Below are 23,923 nucleotides of genomic sequence, written 5' to 3' on the forward strand. Positions count from 1 at the left end.
GACGTCGCGGCGGATCTCGTCGATCTTCTTGAGGTCATTGGTGAGTTCCGTGCCGTCGACAATGATCTGGCCCTTCTGGTGCTCCTCCAGCCGGTTGATGCAGCGGATCATGGTCGACTTGCCCGAGCCCGAAGGCCCGCAGATCACCAGCTTCTCGCCGCGGCTGACCTTGAGGTTGATGTCGCGCAGGACGTGAAACTCGCCATACCACTTGTTGACGCCCACCATCTCCACGGCGGTCGCCGTCTTGAGCGAGGTCGGCTTCAGCGCGGCGGGGCGGATGTCGACGGTTGGCGGCCTCTCGGCCAGCCTCGCAGCAAACGTCATCGATATCCCTCGACAGCGCGTCTCTGGCGCGTTTCGAGAAAGGATAGGCGTCAGGCTTCGGGGAGCAATTCGATCTGAGGCATAACTCGATGCCGGATTGTTATGGCAATCAGCGCGCTTCCATGAGGCAGTCGATGAAATCGCGTACGAGCTGCGTTTTCGGCTTGTCCGGTGGCAGGATGAGGAAACTACGGCTCTGCACGGCAGGCTCGAAAGGCCGCAGCACGAGCTGCGTCTGATCGTGCCCGGCGATGGCATAGGGGCTGATCAGCCCGACGCCGACACCTTGTGCCACCAGCGCGCAGACGGTTGCCGCGTAGATCGTCTCGACCACGACGCGCGGCGGGGCCGCGCCGGCCTCTGACAGGATCATATCGAAGCGCTGCCGGGCACGGTCTTCCGGCACATAGGCGACGAAATCGACACCGGAGAGGTCATGCGGGCCGATCGTCTCGCGCGCTGCCAGCGGATGGCCGAGGGGCATGGCGCAGAGCGCGCGCGGCTGGACGAAGACCTGATGGACCACGCCGGTCACATCGATCTCGTCGGCAGCCAGACCGATGTCGTAGATGCCGGATGCCACGCCATCGCGGACATCGCGCGACGGCAGCACCATCAGCGTGACGGTCGCGTCCGGCCGCAGATGGCGAAAGCGCAACACGGCATTCGGGACGATCGAGGAACTGAGCGCGGACAGCGTGGCCACGCGCAGCTGCCCCGCGCCATAGTCGCGAATCCGCGCCGCGCTGGCGCGCAGGCGATCCATCCCGCGGAAATTGGCCTCGACCTCGGCAAAGAAGGTCCGGCCCTCCGGAGTCGGCACGATGCGATTGCGCACGCGGTCGAACAACGCGAAACCGAGAGACCGCTCGAGCTCCGCGATCAGCCGGCTCACGCCGGGTTGCGTCACCCCGAGGATGTCCGCAGCGCGAGAGACCGTCCCTGCCTTCATGACAGCCGCGAACACTTCGATCTGGCGGCTGTTCACTCGCGGCCTCCCCAGCCTGCCCGATCTCAGACACCCATGCCGCAGAAAGGGCGAGCATTCTGAAGGATGGGATGGCGCAAGGCCAGACCATCGCACCTCCGAACCGACGCGGTCGGGATGCTCCAAGGTCGAGCGGGGACGGCGCGGCTCTCGGATGGCGATCCGACGGGCGAGCGCAGCTCGAAGCGAACAAGACACTCCGAAAACCGTCACGAGCACGATGGGAAAACTGGTACGACCGTCCGGTCGAACGGGCCAAGCCCTTGAAATAAATGGCGCGGGCGACGGGGCTCGAACCCGCGACCTCCGGCGTGACAGGCCGGAAATTCCTCATTGACTTCAACGTCGCATTACAAATTTCGACGTCAGAACGGGTCCCTAAAGCGCGGATAGTGTAACGGGCACATGCCCGGCCTCGCAAGACCTCCGACCTTTCACCACCCTGGCGCCCTCCCGATTGCCACGGCTTGCTCATCCTGGAAACCTCGCCGGCCTTTTCTCGAAAAAGGCGGCAATACCCTCCCGGAAATCCGCCTGTCCGGCATTCTTCACGAAGGTGGCCAAGACTTCGATGTCGTCGAGTCCAATGAAGCCTTCGCTGCCCAGGCCTTGGCCGTTGCGCGAGAGCTCGATCTCGATCCAGCGAAGACCAACCCCGATGGCGGCGCGATCGCTCTCGGTCACCAGGTCGGAGCCACCGGGACGATCCTGACGGTCAAAGCAGTGCATTACCTGCACCGCACGGGCGGCCGCTACGGCCTCGTGACAATGTGCATCGGCGGCGGTCAGGGCATCGCACTCGCCGTTGAAACGCTCTGATGCGGCAGGCTGATGCAAAGCGCCGGCGGGTGTCGGACGACGATCCGCTCGCCATCCGGGCCAATCTCGCGAAACCTGCCCGCCTGCCGGCAAATTACCTCTGGCTAAGGGCAGCCTGGGTTACAGTCGCAGGAATCGCTTGGCGTTGTTGTGAAGCCAGAGGTTCTCAACCTCCTCTCCCAAGGAGAGTGCCCTAATTTCGGCGATAGTTCGAGCAATCGGGCCGAGTGGATAGGCGCTGCCGAAGATGATCCGGTCCTTGAGAACGGTCCTCCCATATTGCAGGAGCGGTTCATAACCCGAGCCCCCGACTTGCAGATATTTCGGTCTCACCGCGACGAGGCCGATGCTGACATTAGGATGGCGCCAAGCGACGCCGATCAGCTCATGCACCCAGGGGAAACCCGGTGGCGAGGCACACACCCGCAGTTCCGGGAAGTCGACCATCACCTCGTCGAGCAGGGATGGATGGCCGTAGCGCATCAAGGTCGCGTTCGCGAAATTGATCGAGCAGTGGATGTTCACGGGAATGTCGAGCTCGATGCATTTGGCATAGAGCGGATACATCCGCCGGTCGTTGATCGCGAGGTGGTGCTCAAAGCACTGCAGGTTGAGGCCACGCAATCCAAGCACCCGGACGGCATGGTCGAGCTCGCGGATGGCTGTCATGCCCTTGTTGGGATCCACGCCGGCGAAGCCGATGAAGCGCGGCCCCTGCTCGCGGCAGAAGTCGGCGACATCCTCGTTGCGGATTCGCCAGCCATAGGTCGTCTCGAGGTCGCGCGCCTTAACGCAAACATTAGTGACGCCGGCCTTGTCGTATTCGGCGAGATAGCCAGCGAGGTCCTGCTGCGGCTCGGCCGCCGTTTCGCTGGCGGCATAGACTTGCCGGTAACGCTTGAGATGCTCGGCGCCCTTCGGGCCGAAGGCCGGGAGCGGCGGGCGGCTACCATAGTCGATGATCACGGATGCTGCTCCTTGCCGGAGAGGGCGGGCCAGCTCGCAGCCCATGGTTTCAGGGCTTCGACCGCCGCGGCGACCGCCAGGAGCCGGGCTTCCGAATGCCAGCGGCCGACGATCTGCAGGCCGATGGGCAGCCCGTCCGGACTCATGCCGCAGGGCACGGACAGCGCGGGATGTCCGCTGGCATTGTAGGGGATCGTGTAGGGATACCAGGCATCGCGTAGCGGGCCATGGTCGATGCCGTCGACGACGAGCGGGCCGTCCGATTGCTGGCCGATGGGCAGCGCCGGCGTCGCGACGGTGGGCGTGATGAAGACATCGGCGCCGTCGAAGAGACGCTCCACCTGACGGTAGATCTCGGAGCGGGCGCGCTGGGCATGGGCGAGGCGCGTATAGGTCTGCGCTTCCGGCTGCATCGTCAGGCCGAGTCGGGCGGTGCGGTCCATGCGCGCGCCGTATTCCTCCAGCAGCGAGCCGAAGCGAGCATGCTGGTAGGCGCGCATCAGCACGAGTGCCGAGGGTGTGTCGAAGACGATATCGTCCAGCATCGCTACGCGCTCGGCGCCGGCTGCCAGCAGGCGCTCGACGGTCTCGCCGACCGCGGCCTCGACTGCCGGGGCGACCCAGCGGTTGAGCGTCTTTGGCGCGTAGCGCAAGCGCAGGCCCTTGAGGGCCGCGACGGGATCCTCGGGAAGCCGGACGAGCTCGGCCGAGCCGCCGAAGGAGAGCGGATCGCGCCGGTCGGGGCCCTTCATCGCGTTGAACATCAGCGCCACGTCGGCGACCGTGCGGCCCATCTGGCCTAGGCAAGTCAGTGAGCCGAACAGGTCCGTGGTGGTCTCGTGCGGGACAGCGCCCCAGCTCGGCTTCAGGCCGACGACGCCGCAGCAGGAGGCCGGGATGCGGCCGGAGCCGGCGCCGTCCGAGGTGAGGTGAAGCGGGCCGAAGCCCATCGCCGCCGCGATCGCCGCGCCGCCGCTGGAGCCGCCGCAGCTATAGCCGGTGTTCCAGGGATTGCGGCTTATGCCCTGGCGCGGGGAATCGGTTAGCACCTTGTGGCCGAATTCCGGAGTGGTCGATTTCGCGAAGGGGATCGCGCCGGCCCGGCGCAGGCGCGCAACGGCCTCGGCATCCGCATCGGCGACCTGTCCGGCGAAGGCGTGCGAGGCATATTCGAGCGGCATGCCAGCGACGGCGACCAAGTCCTTGACGCTGACGGGTAAGCCGTGGAGCGGGCCGGGCTCAGCGCCTGCGGCGAGCTTGCGATCGGCCTCGCGGGCGGCATCGAGCGCGCTGTCCGTCGCGACATAGGAGAAGGCGTTGACCGGTGCGTTGCGCGTCTCGACCTGGCCGAGCACGGACTGCATCAGCGTCTCGGCCTTGAGCGCGCCGGACCGCAGCTCGGGCAGGAGTTCCGTCGCGCTGCGGCTCCAAAGGGGCATGCTCATCGCCAGATTCCTTCCACCCTGTCGAAGGCGCCGAGACGCAGGTCGGCGACGCCGGCCGTCAAGGCCGTCTTCGCGACTTTCTGCGAGGCGGTGCGCGGGATGTCGTCGACGAAGGCGATGTAGCGGGGGATCTTGAAGGCGGCGAGATTGACTTCGCAATGTCTGGTGATCCGGCCAATCAGCTCGTCGCTGCGATTGATGCCGGCGGCCGGCAGGACATAGGCCTTGACCTCCTCGCCGCGCAGGTCGTCCGGTACGGGGACGACCGCGACCTCCTCGATCTCGACCATGTTGCGCAGGACGGTCTCGACCTCGCGCGCCGCGATGTTCTCGCCGGCCCGCCGCACCATGTCCTTGAGCCGGCCGACGATATAGAAATAGCCCTCCAAATCCTGGCGGAAGAGATCGCCGGTGCGGAACCACTCGCCGAAGAAGCTGTCGCGATTGGCGTCGGGCCGGTTGTAATAGCCGAGCATCATGCCAGGGCCCTTCAGGATCAGCTCGCCGATCTCGCCGCGGGGGACGTCCTTGCCCTCCTCGTCGACGATGCGCGCCTCCCGGAAGGGGGCGGGGATCCCACAGGAGCCGGAACCGACCATGTGCAGAGCGGTGAGCGGCATGTAGAGGCCGGGGCCGATTTCGGTCATGCCAAAGGCCTCCATCGCCGGCGCGTTGAAGCGTTGGCGCAGCGCTGCGTTCACCTCCTTGCGGTGGCCATAGATGTTGGCGCGCATCAGCTCCGTGTTGCCGTCCTCGGGTGTCTCCGGCTGCTTGAAGACGATCTCAGGGAACAGACAGAAATGGATGCGGTGCTCGCGCAGCCAGGCGGCGAACCGGCTGGCGCTCTGGCGCTTCGCGACGAAGAGCGTGCCGCGCTGGTAGAAGCACAGCAGCAATAGCCATTGCGGATCCATGTAGAAGAACGGCGTCGAGGCGAGCACACGGCGGAAGCGGCGGGCATCGCGGAAGCCGTTCACGAAACCGGCGCCGAGCCAATAGCGATGCGTCAGCATGCAGCCCTTGGGGAATCCGGTCGTGCCCGAGGTGTACTGGATGTTCATGAGGTCGTCATGGGCGGGCTCCGGCCCGTCATGCCGCGCGCCTTCCGGCACCGAGGCGACGAGGGCCTCCAGCGTCACGGCGCCCGGCGGCAGCAGGCTCTCCTGCGCGTCCTCGGCGGCCATGCGCAGCACGCGGTCGGCACGCGGGAACTTCCCGACCTCGGCGACCTCCACCGCCTCGCGATATTGCGGGCCGCATTCGTCATGGATGACCAGCGCCTCGGCGCCGGCATCCCCGAGCACATAGGCGAGCTCGCGGCCAGTATAGCGCAGGTTGACCGGCACCATCACGGCGCCGATCCGCGCCAGACCAAGCCAGACGATCGGCATCTGCGGGCAGTTGGGCAGCATCACGCCGACCTTCATGCCGCGCGTCACGCCGAAGGAGGCGAGCGCCACCGCCATCCGGTCGACCGCCTTGTCGAGCGCGGCATAGGTGATCGTCTCGCCGGTTTCGAAGAAGTTCCAGGCCAGCGCATCCGGCGCCTCGGCCGCCGCCTCGCGCAGCAGGGTGCCGATATTGCGGGGGAAACTGAAGCGCTCCATCTCGCGATGTCGCGCCTCGACATCAAGCGCGGCCAGGCGCGCCACATAGGCATCAGCCCAGACGGGCGTTTCGGTCTCGGCAGATTGAGGCGACATTGGCATCTCGAAAGGCATGTTCGCGTGGAACAGGTCAGGAAGTTATGTTTTCCGGCGCTGGTCGATTGCGATTGAGAGCGTGGCGGGATTGCGAGGCTTTGCCGGTCTCTGGCGTGTTTCCCAGTTTCCGTCTGGCCCGGCTCGCACTATTCCGCCGCCGGCAGGGAGCCGCAAATTTCTTTTTGACTAGAAAACATGCCTGTCGGTTATATTCGACTCGAAGCCAGCGGCGGAGCGTTGCATGCGGATCACCCATCGACAGCTCGAAGCCTACATTCAGTTCATGGAGACCGGCAGCGTTACGGCCGCGGCCGAGCGGATGCGGCTGTCGCAGCCGGCGATGAGCAAGATCCTGGCGGGGCTCGAAATCGACCTCGCGCTCACCCTGTTCGAGCGCAAGCGCAAGCGCCTGATCCCGACGCATCAGGCGCAATTGCTCTACAAGGAGGTGCGCCGGCTCTTCGCCTCGCTCAGCGATGTCGAGCGCTTCGCCAGGGATCTGCGCGACCTGCGCTCAGGCGAGCTCAGGATCGTCTCGGCGGCCTCGATCGGCCATACCCTGGTGGCGGATGCGCTCGTCGCCTTCGCCGAGGCCAATCCGGCGATCTCCGTGACGCTGGACGTCTCCAGCGTCGTCGGCAGCGACGTGCTCGGGCAGAATGTCGATATCGGCTTCTCGGTCAGCCATTTCCACCACCCGGACCTGCTGACCGAGCCTCTCTTCCATGCCGATGCGGTCTGTGTGATGCGGCGGGACCATCCGCTGGCATCGCGTGAGGTGATCGTGCCGCGCGATCTCGAAGGGGCAGAGTTCATCTCCTTCACCCGCAACAGCCGGATGCGGCACCTGACCGATGCGGTGTTCGAGCAGCAGCGCATCTCGCGCAAGATGCGTGCGGAGGTGTTCTCCTCGGTCGAGGCCAACGCGCTGGTCTCGCGTGGCTTCGGCATCGCGATCGTCGAGCCGATGACCGTGCATCAGGGTTTTTGGCCGGATCTGTTGGCGCGACGCTTCGAGCCGACCATCGCCTTCACCTTCAACGCCATCGTCTCGCGCAACCGGCCGGTTTCGCCCCTGACCAAGGCCTTCTTGGCCGAACTCAGGAGCCGGATCGCGGCGCTCGCTGATGGCACCGATCCGCGTGCAGCCGACAGCCTGACCGTGCGCCTGCCGCAGCGGCGCACGCGCGACGGTGCCGGTTCAGGCGCCGTCGTGGCGGACGAAGAAGGTGAGTCCGGCGACGCGATCGAGGATGATCACGGCGAGGAAGGTGATCACCACGCTGATCGTTGAGATCGCCGCCAACACAGGCGTCGCCGAATCCTGGACGAAGGAGAAGATCTGGACCGGCAAGGTCGAGATGTTCGGCCCGATCAGGAACATGGTCACCGTGACCTCGTCGAAGGAGATGATCCCGGCGAAGAGCAGCGAGGTCAGGATGCCGGACCGGCACATCGGGATGACGATGTCCCTGAGCGCGCGCCATTCGCTCGCGCCCATCACATTGGCGGCGCGCACCAGATCGGGGTCGAGGCTGCGCAAGGCGATATGGATCGGCCGGTAGGAGAAGGGCAGCGTCACGATGAGATGGGCAAGCACGATGCCCGGCGCCGTGCCGATCAAACCGAACTGGGCGACGAGTGCGACCATGGCGACGCCCATCGCGGCATGCGGGAAGAACAGCGGCGAGAAGATCGCGAGTTCCAGCCAAGTCGCGAGCCTGGGCGCATGGCGCTGCGTGTAATAGGCGGCCATGAAGTTGACGATGGTGACGATCACCGCCGTCACCGCCGCGATGCCCACGCTGATCGCGAAGGCGCGCGGCCAGCGCGGATCGAACAGCGCATCGCGATACCAGCGCAGGCTCAGGCCTTCCGGCGGGAACTGGATATAGCTGGTGTCGCTGAAGGAGGCGCCGATGATGATCAGGATCGGCGCCGGCAGCGAGATCAGCAGTAGGATGCCGGCCCAGGTCGAGAGTTTGGGATTTGCCGTCATCGCGCTGACTCCATGGTCCCGATCAGCCGGCGCTCGATGGCTTTCAGCAGGAGCAGCGACAGGAAGCTGATGGCGAGCAGGCAGATCGACCACGCGGCGGCCTTGTTCAGATTGAAGGTGTACATGACCTCCTGGTAAATCTGCGATCCGACGAACTGGTGCGACATGCCGCCGAGCACGATCGGAGTGACGATCGCGCCGATGCTTGCCAGGAAGATCACGATCAGCGCCGTGAAGGCGCCCGGCAGAGACAGCGGCAGCACGATCCCGCGGAAGGTCTGGAAGCGGCTCGCGCCGAGCACGCCGGAGGCCTCCTCCAGATTGCTCTCGATCGCCAATAGCGAGGACAGGATCGAGATCACCGCGAAGGGGATCAGCACATGGGTCAGGCCGATGACGATGCCGAGATCGTTGAACATCAGCGCCAAGGGCTGCTCGATGATCCCGGTCCAGGCCAGCATGCCGTTGATGACGCCCTTGGGGCCGAGCAGGACGAGCCAGCCATAGGTGCGCACGACCAGGCTGACTAGCCAGGGCACGAGAACCACGATCAGGAGCGTGTTGCGCCAGCGTTCGAGCCGCCAGAGCAGGAGCGCGATCGGATAGGACAAGGCGACCGAGAGGAGAGCGACCGTCAGCGATGACAGGATCGTCCGCGCGAAGATGACCTGATAGTCGCTGCGGTTGAGGATCTGGCGGAAATAGCGCAGCGACCAGCCATCGGCATCGGCGAAGCCGTTCGAGAAGAGCTGGAAGACCGAGGCGAAGAACAGGCCGAGCAAGACGAGGACCGGCAGGAGCAGCAGCGCCTTGGCCGGCGAGGCAGGCTGCGTTTCCGTCATGGCTTCTCTCCGAAGCTCGCGGCGGCCGGTGCTGCCAGCGGTTCGAAGATCTGCGCGTCGGCAGGATCGAAGGCGATGCGGCAGGGCGAGCCGGCTTCCGGGAGGGCCGCGCCGTCGCTGGCCAAGCGCACGGCGACCAGCCGCTGCTCGCCGCAGCGCAGGATGAAGCGCAGGACCGGACCCAACGCGATGCGCTCGACGACGGTACCGGGGAGCGCGATGCGCCCACCGGCATCGGCATCCGGCGGCAGGATCGTGATCCGTTCGGGGCGCAGGCCGATCACGCAAGCTGCGCCGGCGGCAGGCGAGAACCCGCGAGTGCCGCTCACCGGCAGGGCGTGGCGGCCGCCCGGGCCGTCGATCTCGATGGTGTCGGCGGTCACTGCTGCGATGCGGCCAGGGATCTCGTTCAGCTCGCCGACGAACTTGGCGACGAAGAGATTGGCGGGCTGCGAATAGATCGCGGGCGGCGTGTCGTATTGCTGGATCAAGCCTGCGCTCATCACCACGATGCGGTCCGACATCAGGGTCGCTTCTTCCTGGTCGTGGGTGACGAAGACGAAGGTGGTGCCGAGCTCGCGCTGGATTTCCTTGAGGGCGACCTGCAACTGCTTGCGGAGCTGCAGGTCGAGCGCCGAGAGCGGTTCGTCGAGTAGCAGGATCGAGGGTTCGAGTACCAGCGAACGGGCCAGCGCCACGCGCTGCTTCTGGCCGCCGGAGAGCTGCGAAATGCGGCGGCTGCCGAGATGGCCGAGCCCGACGAGACCGAGGAAGGTCCCGACCTTCCGGCGCAATTCTGCGTCGGGCACGTTGCGCAGGCGCAGGCCGTAGGCGACGTTCTCCTCGACCGAGAAATGCGGGAACAGGGCCAGGTTCTGGAAGACCATGCCGATCGGCCGGCGCTGCGGCGGCAGGCCCGCCATGTCGCGGCCGTCAATCGCGATCGTGCCGGCGCTGGGCTGGATGAAGCCTGCGATCAGGCGCAGCAAGGTGGTCTTGCCGCAGCCGGAGGGGCCGAGCAGCGTGACAAAAGTTCCGGCTTCGACCGCGAGATCGAGGCTGGAGAGCACCGTCGTCGCGCTATAGGCCTTAGAGAGCCCGGCTACCTGGATGGAACCGCGTGCCGTACGGGAAGACGCGGCCTGCGCGAGGGCTTCAGAATGGGCAGGGGACATCGATCAAATCCGCCGGGTAAGCGAGTGGGTAAGGAGTCGTTCGGCGGATTGCGGCTCAGGCGGCTGATATCAGCGCTTGCCGGCGGCGATCTGCTCGACCCGGTTGAGCCGATCCTCATAGTCGCTGACGATGACATTCCAATCGGGAATATACATCTTCTTCATCAGCGCCTCGCGGGTCATGCCGAGATCCTGCTCATATTCGGGCGGCAGCACGGCGTTGTTGTTGGTCGGGATCGAGCCGTTCTGGCCTGAGATCCGGGTCTGCGCCGCGGCGTCCAGGAGCTCATTCAGATAGGTGATGGTCTGCGCCCGTTCGGCGGAGCCCTTGGGCACCACGACGACATAGGGCAGCATCAGCGCGCCCTCCTTGGGGATCGCCAGTTCGACGGTCTTTTGCCCGTCGCGGCGCAGGCTCCAGACGCGTGTCGAGTAGAACGGCGCGGCCGTGACCTCGCCTCGCGTCAGCAGCGTGTTCATATGGGCGAGCGAGGTATAGGTCGTCAGTGAATTGGCGAAAATGGCCTTCAGAGGGTCGATGCCGGGCTCGATATTGGCGGCGCTGCCGCCATTGGCACGGGCAAGGATGGTGAGGTCGTAGGATGTCGCGTAGACCGGCCGTGTCACAGCCAATTTGCCCTTCCAGCGGGCGTCAGTCAGGTCGTTCCAGGATTTGAAGTCGGACGCCTTTGCCAGCGTGTTGTTGAAGGCGATACCGTAATAGCCGAAATGCGTAGCAAGGCCGACAATCTTTCCGTCCTTGTTTCTCACGACAAGCTCTTTTGGCAGGTTTGCGATCGCCGGGATGTCCTTGTCCTCGAAGGCCGCTAGCAGATTCGACTTGGCGAGGCCTATTGCCTCAAAATAGGTGACCTCGACGACATTGTACTGCGAGGCGGAGGGGGACCGGACCGCACCGGCCGTGTTGGGCACCTCGGCCATGCGAGCGGCGATGCCGGTCTTCTGGGTAAACGGGACCTGGAAATATTCGCGAAGCACGGCCGCGCCGCCCCCGCCCCAGGTCGCGTGAATGACCTCGGCCACACTAGGCCCGGCGCTCGCCGCCAGCATCGACATGGCGAAGGCCCAGCGTTTGATCATCATATTGCTTCTCCCGGCTGCATCGTCGTCCGTTCTACGCGGTATTCGACTGCCGAAGACTCCCTTGCACGTCACGTCATTGCAAATTCAAAGCACATCAAACTTCATTCCAGGAAGTTATGTTTGACCGGGTTGCCAGAAGATGCACATCGGTGAGGCCAAGCTTCTGCACAAGCCTCTCGTGCGCCGTCACCGATTTTGCCCTTTTCCTCGATGACGGATGGCTCCATACCGGTCTGGTGGATGCCAAGTTTCGGCATCATGCGACTGCACCGCCACTGGCAAATGTCTATCAAGCAGCGGGATTAACCGACCACCCAGTTCCCTGCTCGTGCCTCGCGTTCAGGAACAGGAGATGCCAGCTTCCAAGCGCTTGGGGTTCTGAACGGGGCTTCAGGAACGCCGCGGCTGTTTCAGTCGCCGCCCGGGAGGCGGGGGCAGCACCCGGTAATCTGCGTTCAATCGACCAAGCCTGCGGACAGGCTCAGGGGTTTAAAGGTCCAAGTCGCCTAACTGCCTGAGTTGGTAGCTAGTATCCCCGAACGCGCTCTCAATCATTGTGAGGCGCTTGAAATAGTGCGCGCCAACGTATTCCATCGTCATCCCGATGCCGCCGTGAAGTTGCACCGCCTCTTGGCCTACCAACCTGCATGAGCGGTTGATCTGCACCTTAACGGACGATAATGCGGCCGCTCGCTCTGCCGCATGAGGGTGATCCACCATCATCGCCGCATAAAAGGCCATTGAACGAGCCTGCTCCAGAGCGATGAACATGTCGACGGCGCGATGCTGCAACACCTGGAACTGCGCGATCGGCCCCCCGAATTGCTGGCGGGTTTTCAGATAGTCCACGGTCAATTGATGAAGAGCCGCCATGACGCCGACTGCCTCGGCGGCGAGAGCCGCAATGGCGAACTCGGCAACCCGTTCCAGCGCCTGCAGCGCATGATGCGGTTCGCCAAAGACCCCGTCAGCACTAACCCGCACCTGCGAGAGCGAGATATCGGCAGCTCGCCTTCCGTCGTGAGTCCGGCAGCCGTGGATAGCGATACCCGGAGCATCGGCCGGAACGAGGAAAAGCCCGATGCCGTCGCGCTGCCGCCGCCCTCCAGCGGTCCGAGCGCTTATAACAAGATGGCTTGCACTATCCCCGTGAAGGACCACCGCTTTCACGCCGTCCAGCACAAAGCCGCCGTCTTGGGGACGAGCCACGGTCGCGACGTCGAAAAGATCGTAGCGCGATTGCTTCTCCGTGATAGCGAGAGCGAGCTGGGTCGAGCCCTCCACAACACCCGGAATAACGCGGCGTTTCAGCGCGTCGGAACCACCTAGCCTTACTGCACCGCCGCCGAGGACGACGCTGGCGAAATAGGGCTCGAGAGCCAATCCTCGTCCCAGTGCCTCCATGACAATCATCGTCTCGAGCGGCCCGCCACCGAAACCGCCCTCCTCCTCGCTGAAGCCGATGCCTGTCAGCCCCATCTCGACGAACTGAGACCAGACCTTCTCCGAAAACCCTCGTGGCTCGGAGGCATAGGCTTTGCGCTGTTCGAGGGAGCCATAGGTCGAGGCGATAAGCCGATCGATGCCATCTTTCAGCTGAGCCTGCTCGGGCGAAAGGTCGAAATCCATGGGGCGATATCCGGCAAGGTCTTGTGAAGTGGAAGCCGCTCAGAAACCGAGCACCGCCTTGGCGATGATGTTCTTCTGGATTTCGTTGGAGCCGCCGTAGATCGAAACCTTGCGATTGTTGAAATAGCTTTCAGCCGCAGCATCGGCCCAAGCGTGATCGAAGGTCCAATCGCTCAAGGGATCAGGCACATGATCCGGCGCGGGAAGCGCAAAGGGGCCGGCAACCTCCAGCAGCAATTCGGTCGTCGCCTGTTGAAGTTGAGAGCCCTTGATTTTCAGGATCGATGACGCCGGATCAGGCCGATTGTCAGCTGACCGTGCCTGTGCTGCGACGACGCGCATCTGCGTGATCTCGAGCGCCTTGAGCTCGATCTCGACGCTGGCGACCCGCTGTCGAAAATCGGCGTCGTCCCACAGCGTGGCCCCGCCAGCCGGCATATTCCTGGCGAGGCGCTTGATACGGACGAGGCGCTCCTTCGACAGGCCGATGCGAGCGATGCCCGTCCGCTCGTTGGCAAGCAGAAACTTGGCATAGTCCCAGCCCTTGTTCTCCTCACCCACGAGATTCTCGGCCGGCACCTCGACATCGTCGAAGAAGATCTCGTTGACCTCGTGACGCCCGTCCAGGGTGATGATGGGGCGCATCGTGATGCCGGGCGTCTTCATGTCGATCAGGATGAAGGAGATGCCGGCCTGTTTCTTGGCGGCCGGGTCCGTTCGCACCAGACAGAAGATCCAGTCGGCATATTGCCCGAGAGTGGTCCAGGTCTTCTGGCCGTTGACGATGTAGCGGTCGCCCCGGCGCACCGCTTTAGTCGTGAGCGCGGCGAGGTCCGAGCCCGCGCCAGGCTCCGAGAAACCCTGGCACCACCACTCGTCGAGATTGGCAATGCGTGCGAGGTGCTTCTCCTTCTGCGCCTGCGAGCCGAAGGCTGCGATCACCGGCCCGACCATGTAGCAGTTGAACTGCAGCGGCAGCGGCACGGCGGCGAGTAGCATCTCCTCGGTGAAGATATAGCGTTGGATCGGCGTCCAGTCTTTACCGCCCCACTCTTTCGGCCAGTGCGGCACAGCATAGCCGTTCGCATTGAGGATACGCTGCGAGATGACATAGTCCTCACGCGTCAGCGCGCGACCCTCCGAAACCTTGGCTCGGATCCCGGCAGGTACCTGCGTGCGGAAGAAGCTGCGAAGCTCGCTGCGGAAGGAGACCTCCTCGGGGGTGAAACGAAGGTCCATGGTTCAGCTATTAATCTCGAACAGGCCGGCACAACCCATTCCGCCGGCAACGCACATCGTCACCACGGCATATCGCGCCTTGCGCCGAAGCCCTTCCAGCAAAGCGTGGCCAACAAGCCTTGCCCCGCTCATTCCGAAGGGATGCCCGATCGCAATCGCACCGCCATTGACGTTGACCTTGTCGGGATCGATGCCCAGTCGATCGCGGCAATAGACGGACTGGGAGGCGAAGGCTTCGTTCAACTCCCACAGGTCGATATCATCCACCGTCAGCCCGTTACGCTCGAGCAGGCGCGGCACGGCGTAGACCGGGCCAACCCCCATCTCGTCCGGCTCGCAACCCGCCGAGGCGAAACCGCGGAAGATGCCCAGAGGCGTGAGTCCGCGCCGCCTTGCTTCGTCCCCCGACATCACGACACTGGCCGACGCGCCATCCGATAGCTGGCTGGCGTTACCGGCGGTGATGAACATGTCCTCACCCCTTACGGGTTTGAGCCGCAGCAGCCCTTCAAGCGTGGTCTCTGGCCTATTGCCCTCGTCCTGCGTCAGCATCACCTGCTGCTGCCGAACCTCTCCCGTCGCCTTGTCCGTTACCGCCATCACCGCGCTCATCGGGACGATCTCCTCGTCGAAGAGGTGGTCCTGCTGGGCGCGGGCCGTCCGGCGCTGACTTTCCAGCGAAAACACATCCTGGGCCTCCCGCGAGATGCCATAGCGCTCAGCGACGATGTCGGCCGTCTCGATCATGCTCGTGTAGAGCGCCGGCTTGTTGGCCTTGAGCCAAGCGTTTTCGGTGAGATCACGCCGCACGACCGGCTGCACCAGCGAGATCGATTCGACCCCACCACCGACCGCAACCGGCACGCCATCCATCACCACCCGCCGTGCGGCATGGGCAATGGCCTCCAGCCCGGATGCGCAGAAGCGGCTAACGGTGACGCCGGCCGACTGCACTGTCAGGCCTGCCACAAGAGCTGCATGGCGCGCGACATTGCCGCCGGTCGCGGCTTCCGGATAACCACAGCCGATCACCACCTCTTCGACCGTCTCAGGCTCAAGTCTCGCGCGTTCGAGAGCGTGCCGGATCGCATGCGCGGCCATGTCAGCACCCCGCATCTGATTGAAAGCGCCTCGATGAGCCTTGCCGATCGGCGTGCGTGCGGTGGAAACGATGACGGCCTCGGTCATGGCATGCTCTCCCGAGCGTTCTTGGGTGCGGCCCCCAGCTCGGCCCCAGCCGACAGGTTGGCAAAACCCCTACCCTCGGCAGCAAGACGCTTGAGCAGGGGAGCCGGCTCAAGCGCCTTATCGCCGGCCTCCGCCGCCTGGTCTTCCAATCGCTTCGCGATGACGTCCAACCCGATGCGATCGGCCCAGAACATCGGTCCGCCGCGCCAAGCCGGCCAGTTGTAGCCGTGGATCCAGACGACATCGATATCGCCCGGCCTGGCCGCGATGCCCTCTTCGAGAATGCGGGCGGCTTCGTTCACCATGGGGGCGAGCAGGCGCGACAGGATCTCTGCCTGGCTGAGGGCACGCCGTGACACGCCCTGCTGGACGGATATCCGGCCTATCAACGCCTCGACCTCCAGGCAACGTTGTCCGGTCCGGGCTCCCTCGGGATAGCGATAATAACCGCGCCCGGCCTTCTGGCCGAACCACCCTGCCTCGCAGATGGCATCGGCGACGGCTGCCTTGAGACCCCGCGCCTTGCGCGACCGCCAGCCGATATCGTTGCCGGCGAGATCAGCCATGGCGAATGGGCCCATCTTGAAGCCGAAATCCACGAGCGCCTTGTCGACCTCGTGGGGGAGCGCGCCCGCGATCAGCAGCCGCTCGGCCGCGCGCGTGCGCTGCTCCAGCATGCGATTGCCGACGAACCCGAAGCCGTTTCCGACCACCACTGGCACCTTGCCGAGCCTGCGGCCAAGCACCATGGCGGTCGCGATAGCGTCGTCCGCCGCCCCTTGCGGCCGGATGATCTCCAGGAGCTTCATGACATTCGCTGGGCTGAAGAAATGCATCCCGACGACGTCCTGCGGCCGCGAGGTGGCGGCTGCGATGGTCGGAATGTCGAGATAGGAAGTGTTGCTGGCGAGGACAGCACCCGGCTTCGCCACGCGATCGAGCGCCTCGAAGATCTCCAGCTTGACGCCCATCTCCTCGAAGGCGGCCTCGACGACCAGATCGGCAGCCGCTGCGGCAGCAAGCCCGACGGTCGGACTGATCAATGCAAGCCGAGCGTCGCGTGTTGCTGCGCTCAGCGAGCCGCGCTGGACCGACATGTCATAGATCGCGGCGATGCGCTTCATGCCGTTGTCCAGCGGCGCCTGAGCGGTCTCGATCAGCGTGACTGGGATTCCCGCATTGGCAAAGCACATGGCGATGCCGCCGCCCATCGTGCCGGCGCCAATCACCGCGGCACTCGCAACGGGCCGGGGCCTTGCCTTCGGCGCGATGCCAGGAACCTTGGCCGCTTCGCGCTCGGCGAAGAAGACATGACGCAGGGCCTGCGAGCGCTCGTCAGCCAGCAGCGAGATGAAGAGCCTACGTTCGGCCGCAGCGCCTTCGACGAAAGGCAGGAGGAAAACGTTGCGGACCGCTTCGACAAGTGCGGCCACATTCGGCATGGCTCCTGATTTGCGAAGCACATCCTCCGCACTTTTTTCAAAGGCAGCCTTGTCCGCAGCGGTCAGCAGCCCAGCTCTGGTGCTCGTGATCGGCCATGGTGTCGCGGCCGCGAGTCTGCGCGCGAGGTCCTTGGCCGCCAGCAACAGGTCGTCGCTTGCGATCGCATCCACAAGTCCCCAAGCGTGGGCCTGTTGCGCGTCGACCGGATCACCGGACAGCATCAACCCAAAGGCCTTGGCCGCTCCGATCAACCTCGGCAGGCGCTGGGTGCCCCCTGCCCCAGGGATGAGGCCGAGCTTGGTCTCAGGCAGGCCGAGCTTCGCGGCCGGATGAGCTATACGGCCATGGCAGGCGAGCGCGACTTCGAGACCGCCGCCGAGTGCAACGGCCTGGATCGCTGCGACGACCGGCTTAGACGACGCTTCAATGGCATCCACCACGTCCGGCAGCGCAGGCGAGATGGGGGGCTTGCCGAACTCGCTGATGTCGGCTCCGGCGATGAAGGCCTTCCCAGTAGCGGCGATGACGATCGCTGCGATGGCCGGATCATCATTGGCCCTTGCGATCGCCTGAGAAAGCATCGCGCGAACACTGGCGGACAACGCGTTCACCGGCGGATTGTCAATGGTGACGATCGCAACATCGCCACTCATCTCATAGAGGGTCGTCTTCATCCAATTCCTGCATAGCATTGCGGCGCGCTCTCGGCGGCTTGGCCCCGGCCATCAGCGCGAGCGGCTTTAGCCCTGGCGGTAGAGGAAGCGATCCGGCTGGACCGGCTCCTCACGCAGGCCCATGCGCTGAACCCGATAGAGGTGCTTGGTGAACGCAAGCGCGTCTGCCCGCGACAGCTCACGCCCGCGGTAATAGGCCTCCATCTCCACTCGGACTGCCTCGGGAGGATGACGGGCGATTTTGGCCGCGACTTCGCGCGCAGTCTTCATCAACACGTCCGGCGAGACGACCTTGTTGACGAGACGATGCGATAACGCCTCGTCCGCTTCCATTGCTTCTCCGGTCAGCAGCATCCACATCGCGACCGTGTGCGGCAGTTGCAGGCCCAGTCGCGACGTGCCGCCCGCCCCACCCATTCCATACGCCACCTCGGGAAAGCCGAACCTTGCGTTGGTCGAGGCAATCCGAATGTCCGTCAGCGAGAGCAGATAAATCATGCCCTGCCCCAGGCACCAGCCATTGACCGCTCCGATGATCGGTTTGAAGCGCTCCAGAGCGAGAACGTCCCGCGACCAGGAGAAGTCGTACGGCGTATCGCCTTCACCATTATGCGGCCAAAGATGGTCTGCGAGCTCGTCCCTTGAAGTGGTGCCACGCTTGTAGCTGGTCTTGATGTCGTCGCCGGCGCAGAAACCACGCTCGCCGGCGCCGGTCAGGATACCGCAGCGGATCGAGGTGTCGGCCAGAAAGTCCTTCAGCGCGAGGAAGAGCTCCTTGTGGATCACGGGATTGGTCGGGTTCACCGACCCGTTATCGATGGTGAAGACGGCGATGTCGCCATCCTTCTCGTAGCGAAGAGGCAAGGCGGTTCTCCTTCGGCGCGGATAACTCGAAACGGAAGCGGTTCAGCCGGCGAGCCAGCCACCAGACACACGGTCATAGGCGCCGGCGCGCAGATCCTCGCGCTCGGCGACGATGACGTGCTTGGCGACCTTCTCTGACGGGGTTTTCGGCAGGCTCGTGCGAAATTCGAGGAAGCGCGGCACCTTGAACGGCGCGAGGTGCGCGCTGCAATGCGCGAAGAAGCCATCGACATCGAAGGCATCGGCCGCGACGCCCGGCTTCAGCACGAGACAAGCCTTCACCTCTTGCCCGCGGTCAATATCGGGGACGGGGATGGCCGCGGCCTCCAGGATATCCTGCCAGCCAAGCATCACGGCTTCTACCTCGCGCGCCGCGATATTCTCGCCCGAGCGACGGATCATGTCCTTGATCCGCCCGACGATAAAATGAAAACCGCGCTCGTCGCGCCGGAACAGATCGCCAGTGCGGAACCACCCGCCTTGGCGAAAACTGTCGGCATTGGCTTCCGGCTTGTTCCAGTAGCCCTGCAGGATACCGGGGCCGCGGATCCACAATTCGCCGACCTCGCCGGCCGGGACTTCGTTGCCGTCTTCGTCGCGGATCGTGGCTTCCCGGAAGGGGGAGGCGATGCCGCAGGTGCCAGAACCCACCATCGAGATCGCGCCATAGGGCGTGAACAGCGCCGAGCCCACCTCGGTCATGCCGAAGCTCTCGCGCGCCACCACGTTGAAGCGGGCCTCCAACTCGGCATGCATGTTCTTCCGCAGGCCGAAGACGGAGACCATCTTCAGGGGTATCTCGCGGTCATCGGGCCGCGGCGGCTGCTTCAACACGATCTGCGGGAAGATGCAGTACTCGATGCCGTAGCGCCGGACCCAGTCGAGAAAATTGGTTCCGGAGGGCTTGGCGGCCACGAAGAGCGTGCCCTTCAGGCGCATCGCCATCAGCAGCAGCCACTGCGGGTCCATGTAGTAAAACGGCTGGGCCGCGATGACATGCTTGACGATGCCGTTGGCGCGCATCGCCGCGACCCGGCCCAGCGTCAGCCAGTAGCGGTGACTGAGCATGCAGCCCTTGGGAAAGCCTGTCGTGCCCGAGGTGTACTGGATGTTGACGAGGTCATCGAGTTCGGGCTCTCGCCCGGGAGCGAAATCCCCGGCCGGCGTGGCCGCGAGCGCTTCCCAATCGCCCGCGGCACCGACGACGATCGGCCTGCCGAAGGCGCCGAGCTCCTTCACTTCCGGCGCCTCCCCGATCTCTGCGAGCACGCCGGCCTCGATCACGATCGTCCCGGCGCCGCTATCGCTCAGCACATAGGCGACCTCGCGCGGGGTATAGCGGACATTGACCGGCACCATGATCGCCCCGATCCGCGCCAGCGCCAGCCAGGTCAGCGGAAAGGCCGGGATGTTCGGCAGCATCACGCCGACGCGGTCGCCGAAGCCGATGCCGCGCGCCGAAAGCCCCGCCGCAAGCGAGCGCGTCTTCTCCGCAAGCTCGCGATAGCTGAGGACGATGCCGGCCTCGAAGAAATTCGCCACAGGGGCATCGCCCAGTTCGGCCGCGCTGGCTTCGATGAAGGCCGCCAGATTGCGCGGGAACGGCTCGGCCTCGATCAGCGCCCGCAGCTCGGCGGCTTCCTGCAATTCCCTATCCATCGGCCTGTTCCGTCCTGAGCCGGCGCAACCCGGCGCTTCGTGCGAATTCGGCGATACCGAGCCCGATCATCGACATCGCCACCATCACGCAGGCAGCAGCGGCGACGGTCGGGTCGAGCCTGAGATTGAGGTCGTTCCAGATCCGGAGCGGCAGGGTCTCGAGCGCCCCGGATACGAAGAGCGTGATGATCAGGTCATCGAAGGAGGCGAAGAAGGCGAACATCGCCCCCGCCAGGATCGCGGGCCGGAGCGCCGGCAGAGTCACCAGCATGAAGCTCCGCCACGGGCCGGCACCGAGCACGCGCGCCGCGCGCTCGATCGTCTCGTCGAGATTGCGCAAGGCCGCGCTGACCACCACGATCACATAGGGCACGGCCACAACCGTATGGGCGAGGACCAGCGTGGTCAGGCTCTCCAGCCACTTCAAGCGCGCGAACAGCATGAACATGCCGAGCGCGATGACGATGCCGGGCACGATCAGAGGCGCGATGGCGAGCCCATACAGCAGCCCGGCACCGGGCAGCCGGTGACGCACGATCGCGAGCGCGCTCGCGGTGCCGATGGCGACAGAGAGGATCGTCACCAGCACGCCGATCTTGACGCTGAGCCACAGCGCCCCGCTCCAGGAGGCATCTGTGAACAGCACGCGGTACCAGCGCAGCGACCAGGCTGTCGGCGGGAAGCTGAGGATCTCCGACTCGTTGAAGGAGAGCGGGATCAGGAAGACCAACGGAAACAGCAGGAAGAAGACGATCGCGCAGAACCAGAGGGCGAGCGCGATGCGCATGAGGCGGGGGCTCATCGTGCACCCCCGTAGAGATTGCGCTCCGGCACCAGCCAGCGCAGCAGCGCGACCGCCGCGATCGTCGTCGCCAGCAACACGAGCGCCATGGCGGAGGCCGCCGTCCAGTCGTTCATCTGGTGAACCTGGAGGTCGATCAGGTTGGCGATGGTGCGGTGGCGCGGTCCGCCCAGCAGTGCGGGCGTGATGTAGAAGCCGAGCGAGAGGATGAAGAGCAGCATCGCCGCCGCGACGATGCCGGGCTTCGTCATCGGCAGGTAGACATGCCAGAAGGCGCGCCAGGGCGAGGCGCCGAGCACACGCGCCGCCCGGACCAGCCCCGCATCGAGCTCCGTCATGACGCCGACCAGCGTCAGGATCGCGACCGGCAGCAGGATTTGCACCATGCCGAGATGCACCGCGAGCGGCGTGAACATGAAGCGCTGCGGCTCGTATGCGATCCCGAGCCAGAGAAGCGAGGCGTTGAGCAGGCCCTCGCGCCCGAGCACCAGCGACCATGTGTAGGTGCGCACGAGAACGCTGGTCCAGAACGGCAGGAGCACCAGGGCGAGATAGATGCCGCGCCGCGAGGCCGGCTGGCCGGCGATGAAGCAGGCCGCCGGATAGCCGAGAACGAGGCAGATCAGCGTCACGCTCAGCGCAAGCTTCAACGTGTTCAGGAAGACCACAGCGAAGACCGGCGAGGACATCAGCCAGTTCACGCCGGCCAGCGCCCCACCCTTACCCGAAAACGAGATCCGCATGATCTCGACGAACGGGACCACGAAGAAGATCGCGAAGAGCAGCAGGAGCGGCGCGGCCAGAAGCGGCGCCACCATCGACTTCCTGAGCACGGCGCCCGTCCCCGGCTCTCAGCTCAGCAACCAGGCGGCCCAGCGCTCGGTCAGCTTCGGCCGGTGCTCGCTCCAGTACTCCGGGTTGAAGGAGTACTGCACCGCGACATTGTCCGGATGGATCGGCAAGGTTTTGGCGAGTGCCGGGTCGACCTTCTCGATCAGGCCGGGCGCGAAGCCAGGATAGGGCGAATCCTGCAGGAGCTGGGCGCCCTTGTCCGGGTCGAGGCGCGATTTCATGTAGCGCATGGCCTCCTTGGGGTGCTTGGCGCCCTTCGGCACCGCCCAGTACGAGAGCTGCAGCGCCCCACCGTTCCAGATGATATCGACCGGCTTGCCCTCTTTCTTGAGGGGCGGCACGCGCCCGTTCCACACGGTGCCCATCACCGCCTCGCCATCGACGAGGAGCTGGACCTGCTGGGCGCCCGTCGTCCACCAGGCCGCAACGTTGCGCTTGATCTGGTCGAGCTTCTTGAAGGCGCGCTCGACATCGAGCGGGTAGAGCTTGTCGGCCGGCACGCCATCGGCGAGCAGCGCGAATTCAAGATTCTGCACTGGCGAATCCTGCAAGGCACGCGGCCCTGGAAAGCTCTTCACATCCCAGAAATCCGCCCAGGATTTCGGCACCTTGCCGCCGAACTTGTCGGTGCGATAGGCGATCACCGTCGAGAAGGTCGAGGTCACCATGCCGTATTTCTGGCGGGCGATCGGCGGCAGCTTGTTGTCGGGATCGACGATCGACCAGTCGATCTCGGTGAGCCATCCATTCTTCACGGCCTCGATCATGTCGGCCCCGCCCATCTCGGTCAGGTCCCATTCCATGTTGCCGGTCTCGACCATCGCCTTGAGCTTGGCGAGCGAGACGGGCGCCGTGGCGCGAACCCCGATTCCGGTCTCGGCCGTGAAGGGCTTCTCGTAGATTCGCTCCAGCGACTTGGCGAGGCTGCCGCCCGAGCCGTTGACGGTGATCGTCACGGCCTGCGCGCGGGTGCTCGTGCCGAATGAGGCAAGCGCCGCGCCGCCCAGCGCCAGGCGGCTCATCTCACGTCTCGTCACTGCGGTCATCGTTCGTTCCCTCCCTTTTTTATGTTGCGGAAATCGATCGTCAGCCGTCCAGGAAAGCGGCCCTCTCCAGGCTGAAGCCGAGCATCACGGGCGCGCCGGCAATCGGGCCGTCGCCACTATGCCGGCGTTGTTCCTGCACAATCACGCGCCCGGCCTTCTCGGTCTCGACGACATAGCGATAGCTGCCGCCATGGAAGGCGACGTCGCCGATCCGCCCCGCCAGAGCCGGTGCGTCGGCGGCTTCCGTGATCCGCGTGAAATGCTCCGGCCGCAGCGCCACCCGCCCGCGCCACCCCTCCGGCAGCCGGGCCGGCGCGGAAGCATCGACTCCCGCGAAAGCGATCCGCCCCGCCGTCAGCTCGGCCGGCAGGAAATTGGTCTCGCCGACGAATTGCGCCACGAAGGCGTTGCTGGGGCTGTCGTAGACGGCGGCCGGCGTGCCGATCTGCTCGATCCGTCCCTCGCTCATCACCACGATCCGGTCGGACATGGCGAGCGCCTCGCCCTGGTCATGCGTGACATAGATCACGGTGCAGCCGATACGGCGCTGCACCTCCTTGATCTCGTCCTGCATCGCCTCGCGCAGTTTGAGGTCGAGCGCGCCCAGCGGCTCGTCCATCAGCAGCACGCGCGGCTCGAACACGATGGCGCGGGCACAGGCGACGCGCTGGCGCTGCCCGCCGGAGAGTTCATGCGGTTTGCGCCCGCCATAGCCGGCGAGCCGAACCATCGCCAAGGCCTGCTCGGCCCGGGCATGGCGTTCCGCCTTCGGCACGCCCCGCATCCGCAGCGGAAACGCGACATTGTCACGAACGTCCATATGCGGGAACAGCGAATAGCTTTGGAAGACCATGCCGACATTGCGCTTCTCGGTCGGCAGGCGGGTGATCGAGACGCCGTCGATCAGCACGTCTCCGGCGCTCGGCTCGATGAAGCCGGCGAGGATGTTGAGCGCCGTCGTCTTGCCGGAACCGGAGGGCCCGAGGAAGGTGACGAACTCGCCGCCCGCGATATCCAGCGAGAATTCCCGCAGCGCCTCGACCGGCCCATAGCGCTTCGTGATCCCCGCGAATGAGATCGGCGCTCCGCCCGGAGACGTCTGCGACCCTTTCGCATCGAGATGTGTTAGAGATGGATGCATCGCGATCCTGAAACTGAT

The 23,923-nt window shown here is 65.0% G+C and carries 20 protein-coding genes and 1 pseudogene; 2 read left to right on the plus strand and 19 right to left on the minus strand.

What is annotated here, in order from left to right; all coding sequences use genetic code 11:
- Together ACOJTB_RS14525 and ACOJTB_RS14530 are read right to left on the minus strand one after the other, a co-directional pair.
- Window positions 1–309, minus strand: a 309-nt coding sequence (locus ACOJTB_RS14525) for an ATP-binding cassette domain-containing protein (RefSeq protein WP_420103267.1), incomplete at its 3' end; no start/stop codon positions are given.
- Between the two features lie 127 nt (window positions 310–436).
- Entirely contained in the window at window positions 437–1,315 is an 879-nt protein-coding gene (locus ACOJTB_RS14530) for a LysR substrate-binding domain-containing protein (protein WP_420103239.1), read from the minus strand.
- A gap of 564 nt (window positions 1,316–1,879) precedes the next feature.
- Here ACOJTB_RS14530 and ACOJTB_RS14535 point away from each other — a divergent pair.
- Window positions 1,880–2,134 (plus strand): annotated as a pseudogene (locus ACOJTB_RS14535) (acetyl-CoA C-acyltransferase); the annotation flags it as partial.
- 120 nt (window positions 2,135–2,254) lie between these two features.
- Here ACOJTB_RS14535 and ACOJTB_RS14540 read toward each other — a convergent pair.
- From ACOJTB_RS14540 to ACOJTB_RS14550, 3 genes are read right to left on the minus strand one after another with little or no spacing between them, the layout of a single operon-like run.
- Window positions 2,255–3,100 carry an amidohydrolase family protein gene (locus ACOJTB_RS14540; RefSeq protein WP_420103240.1) on the minus strand — a complete coding sequence of 282 codons (846 nt, stop codon included), beginning with the start codon at window positions 3,098–3,100 and terminating at the stop codon, window positions 2,255–2,257.
- Window positions 3,097–4,545 carry an amidase gene (locus tag ACOJTB_RS14545; RefSeq protein ID WP_420103241.1) on the minus strand — a complete coding sequence of 483 codons (1,449 nt, stop codon included), beginning with the start codon at window positions 4,543–4,545 and terminating at the stop codon, window positions 3,097–3,099. Before ACOJTB_RS14545 ends, ACOJTB_RS14540 begins: the two co-directional genes overlap by 4 nt.
- On the minus strand, window positions 4,542–6,248 hold the full coding sequence (locus ACOJTB_RS14550) for a class I adenylate-forming enzyme family protein (RefSeq protein ID WP_420103242.1): 1,707 nt from the start codon (window positions 6,246–6,248) through the stop codon (window positions 4,542–4,544). The genes ACOJTB_RS14545 and ACOJTB_RS14550 overlap by 4 nt, the downstream gene beginning before the upstream one ends.
- A 241-nt stretch (window positions 6,249–6,489) precedes the next feature.
- Between ACOJTB_RS14550 and ACOJTB_RS14555 the strand changes: the two genes are divergently transcribed.
- Complete coding sequence (locus ACOJTB_RS14555) at window positions 6,490–7,542, plus strand: LysR substrate-binding domain-containing protein (protein ID WP_420103243.1); 1,053 nt, start codon at window positions 6,490–6,492, stop codon at window positions 7,540–7,542.
- Here ACOJTB_RS14555 and ACOJTB_RS14560 read toward each other — a convergent pair.
- The 14 genes from ACOJTB_RS14560 to ACOJTB_RS14625 form a co-directional block, all read right to left on the minus strand.
- A complete protein-coding gene (locus tag ACOJTB_RS14560) occupies window positions 7,450–8,247 on the minus strand; it encodes an ABC transporter permease (RefSeq protein WP_420103244.1) in 798 nt (265 codons plus the stop codon). The two genes, ACOJTB_RS14555 and ACOJTB_RS14560, sit on opposite strands and share 93 nt — an antisense overlap.
- A complete protein-coding gene (locus ACOJTB_RS14565; RefSeq protein WP_420103245.1) occupies window positions 8,244–9,089 on the minus strand; it encodes an ABC transporter permease in 846 nt (281 codons plus the stop codon). The genes ACOJTB_RS14560 and ACOJTB_RS14565 overlap by 4 nt, the downstream gene beginning before the upstream one ends.
- A complete protein-coding gene (locus ACOJTB_RS14570; RefSeq protein ID WP_420103246.1) occupies window positions 9,086–10,264 on the minus strand; it encodes an ABC transporter ATP-binding protein in 1,179 nt (392 codons plus the stop codon). The genes ACOJTB_RS14565 and ACOJTB_RS14570 overlap by 4 nt, the downstream gene beginning before the upstream one ends.
- Before the next feature lie 69 nt (window positions 10,265–10,333).
- Window positions 10,334–11,368, minus strand: a complete 1,035-nt coding sequence (locus ACOJTB_RS14575; protein WP_420103247.1) for an extracellular solute-binding protein — start codon at window positions 11,366–11,368, stop codon at window positions 10,334–10,336.
- Between the two features lie 489 nt (window positions 11,369–11,857).
- Window positions 11,858–12,997: an acyl-CoA dehydrogenase family protein gene (locus ACOJTB_RS14580; RefSeq protein WP_420103248.1), complete on the minus strand. Its 1,140-nt coding sequence runs from the start codon at window positions 12,995–12,997 to the stop codon at window positions 11,858–11,860.
- A 39-nt stretch (window positions 12,998–13,036) separates the two neighbouring features.
- On the minus strand, window positions 13,037–14,236 hold the full coding sequence (locus ACOJTB_RS14585; protein WP_420103249.1) for an acyl-CoA dehydrogenase family protein: 1,200 nt from the start codon (window positions 14,234–14,236) through the stop codon (window positions 13,037–13,039).
- Window positions 14,237–14,239: 3 nt separating this feature from the next.
- On the minus strand, window positions 14,240–15,424 hold the full coding sequence (locus ACOJTB_RS14590) for an acetyl-CoA C-acyltransferase (protein ID WP_420103250.1): 1,185 nt from the start codon (window positions 15,422–15,424) through the stop codon (window positions 14,240–14,242).
- Window positions 15,421–17,541, minus strand: a complete 2,121-nt coding sequence (locus ACOJTB_RS14595) for a 3-hydroxyacyl-CoA dehydrogenase NAD-binding domain-containing protein (protein WP_420103251.1) — start codon at window positions 17,539–17,541, stop codon at window positions 15,421–15,423. The genes ACOJTB_RS14590 and ACOJTB_RS14595 overlap by 4 nt, the downstream gene beginning before the upstream one ends.
- 66 nt (window positions 17,542–17,607) lie before the next feature.
- Entirely contained in the window at window positions 17,608–18,405 is a 798-nt protein-coding gene (locus ACOJTB_RS14600; RefSeq protein ID WP_420103252.1) for an enoyl-CoA hydratase/isomerase family protein, read from the minus strand.
- Between the two features lie 42 nt (window positions 18,406–18,447).
- Window positions 18,448–20,064, minus strand: a complete 1,617-nt coding sequence (locus ACOJTB_RS14605; protein WP_420103253.1) for a class I adenylate-forming enzyme family protein — start codon at window positions 20,062–20,064, stop codon at window positions 18,448–18,450.
- Complete coding sequence (locus tag ACOJTB_RS14610) at window positions 20,057–20,866, minus strand: ABC transporter permease (RefSeq protein WP_291552231.1); 810 nt, start codon at window positions 20,864–20,866, stop codon at window positions 20,057–20,059. Before ACOJTB_RS14610 ends, ACOJTB_RS14605 begins: the two co-directional genes overlap by 8 nt.
- Window positions 20,863–21,699, minus strand: a complete 837-nt coding sequence (locus ACOJTB_RS14615) for an ABC transporter permease (RefSeq protein WP_420103254.1) — start codon at window positions 21,697–21,699, stop codon at window positions 20,863–20,865. Before ACOJTB_RS14615 ends, ACOJTB_RS14610 begins: the two co-directional genes overlap by 4 nt.
- 18 nt (window positions 21,700–21,717) lie before the next feature.
- Window positions 21,718–22,764 carry an ABC transporter substrate-binding protein gene (locus ACOJTB_RS14620; RefSeq protein ID WP_420103255.1) on the minus strand — a complete coding sequence of 349 codons (1,047 nt, stop codon included), beginning with the start codon at window positions 22,762–22,764 and terminating at the stop codon, window positions 21,718–21,720.
- A gap of 40 nt (window positions 22,765–22,804) precedes the next feature.
- Window positions 22,805–23,905, minus strand: coding sequence for an ABC transporter ATP-binding protein (locus ACOJTB_RS14625; RefSeq protein WP_420103256.1), 1,101 nt, complete (start codon window positions 23,903–23,905; stop codon window positions 22,805–22,807).
- Window positions 23,906–23,923: the final 18 nt, after the last annotated feature.

It is taken from the genome of Allobosea sp. (genome assembly GCF_048595345.1).
Classification (GTDB): domain Bacteria; phylum Pseudomonadota; class Alphaproteobacteria; order Rhizobiales; family Beijerinckiaceae; genus Allobosea.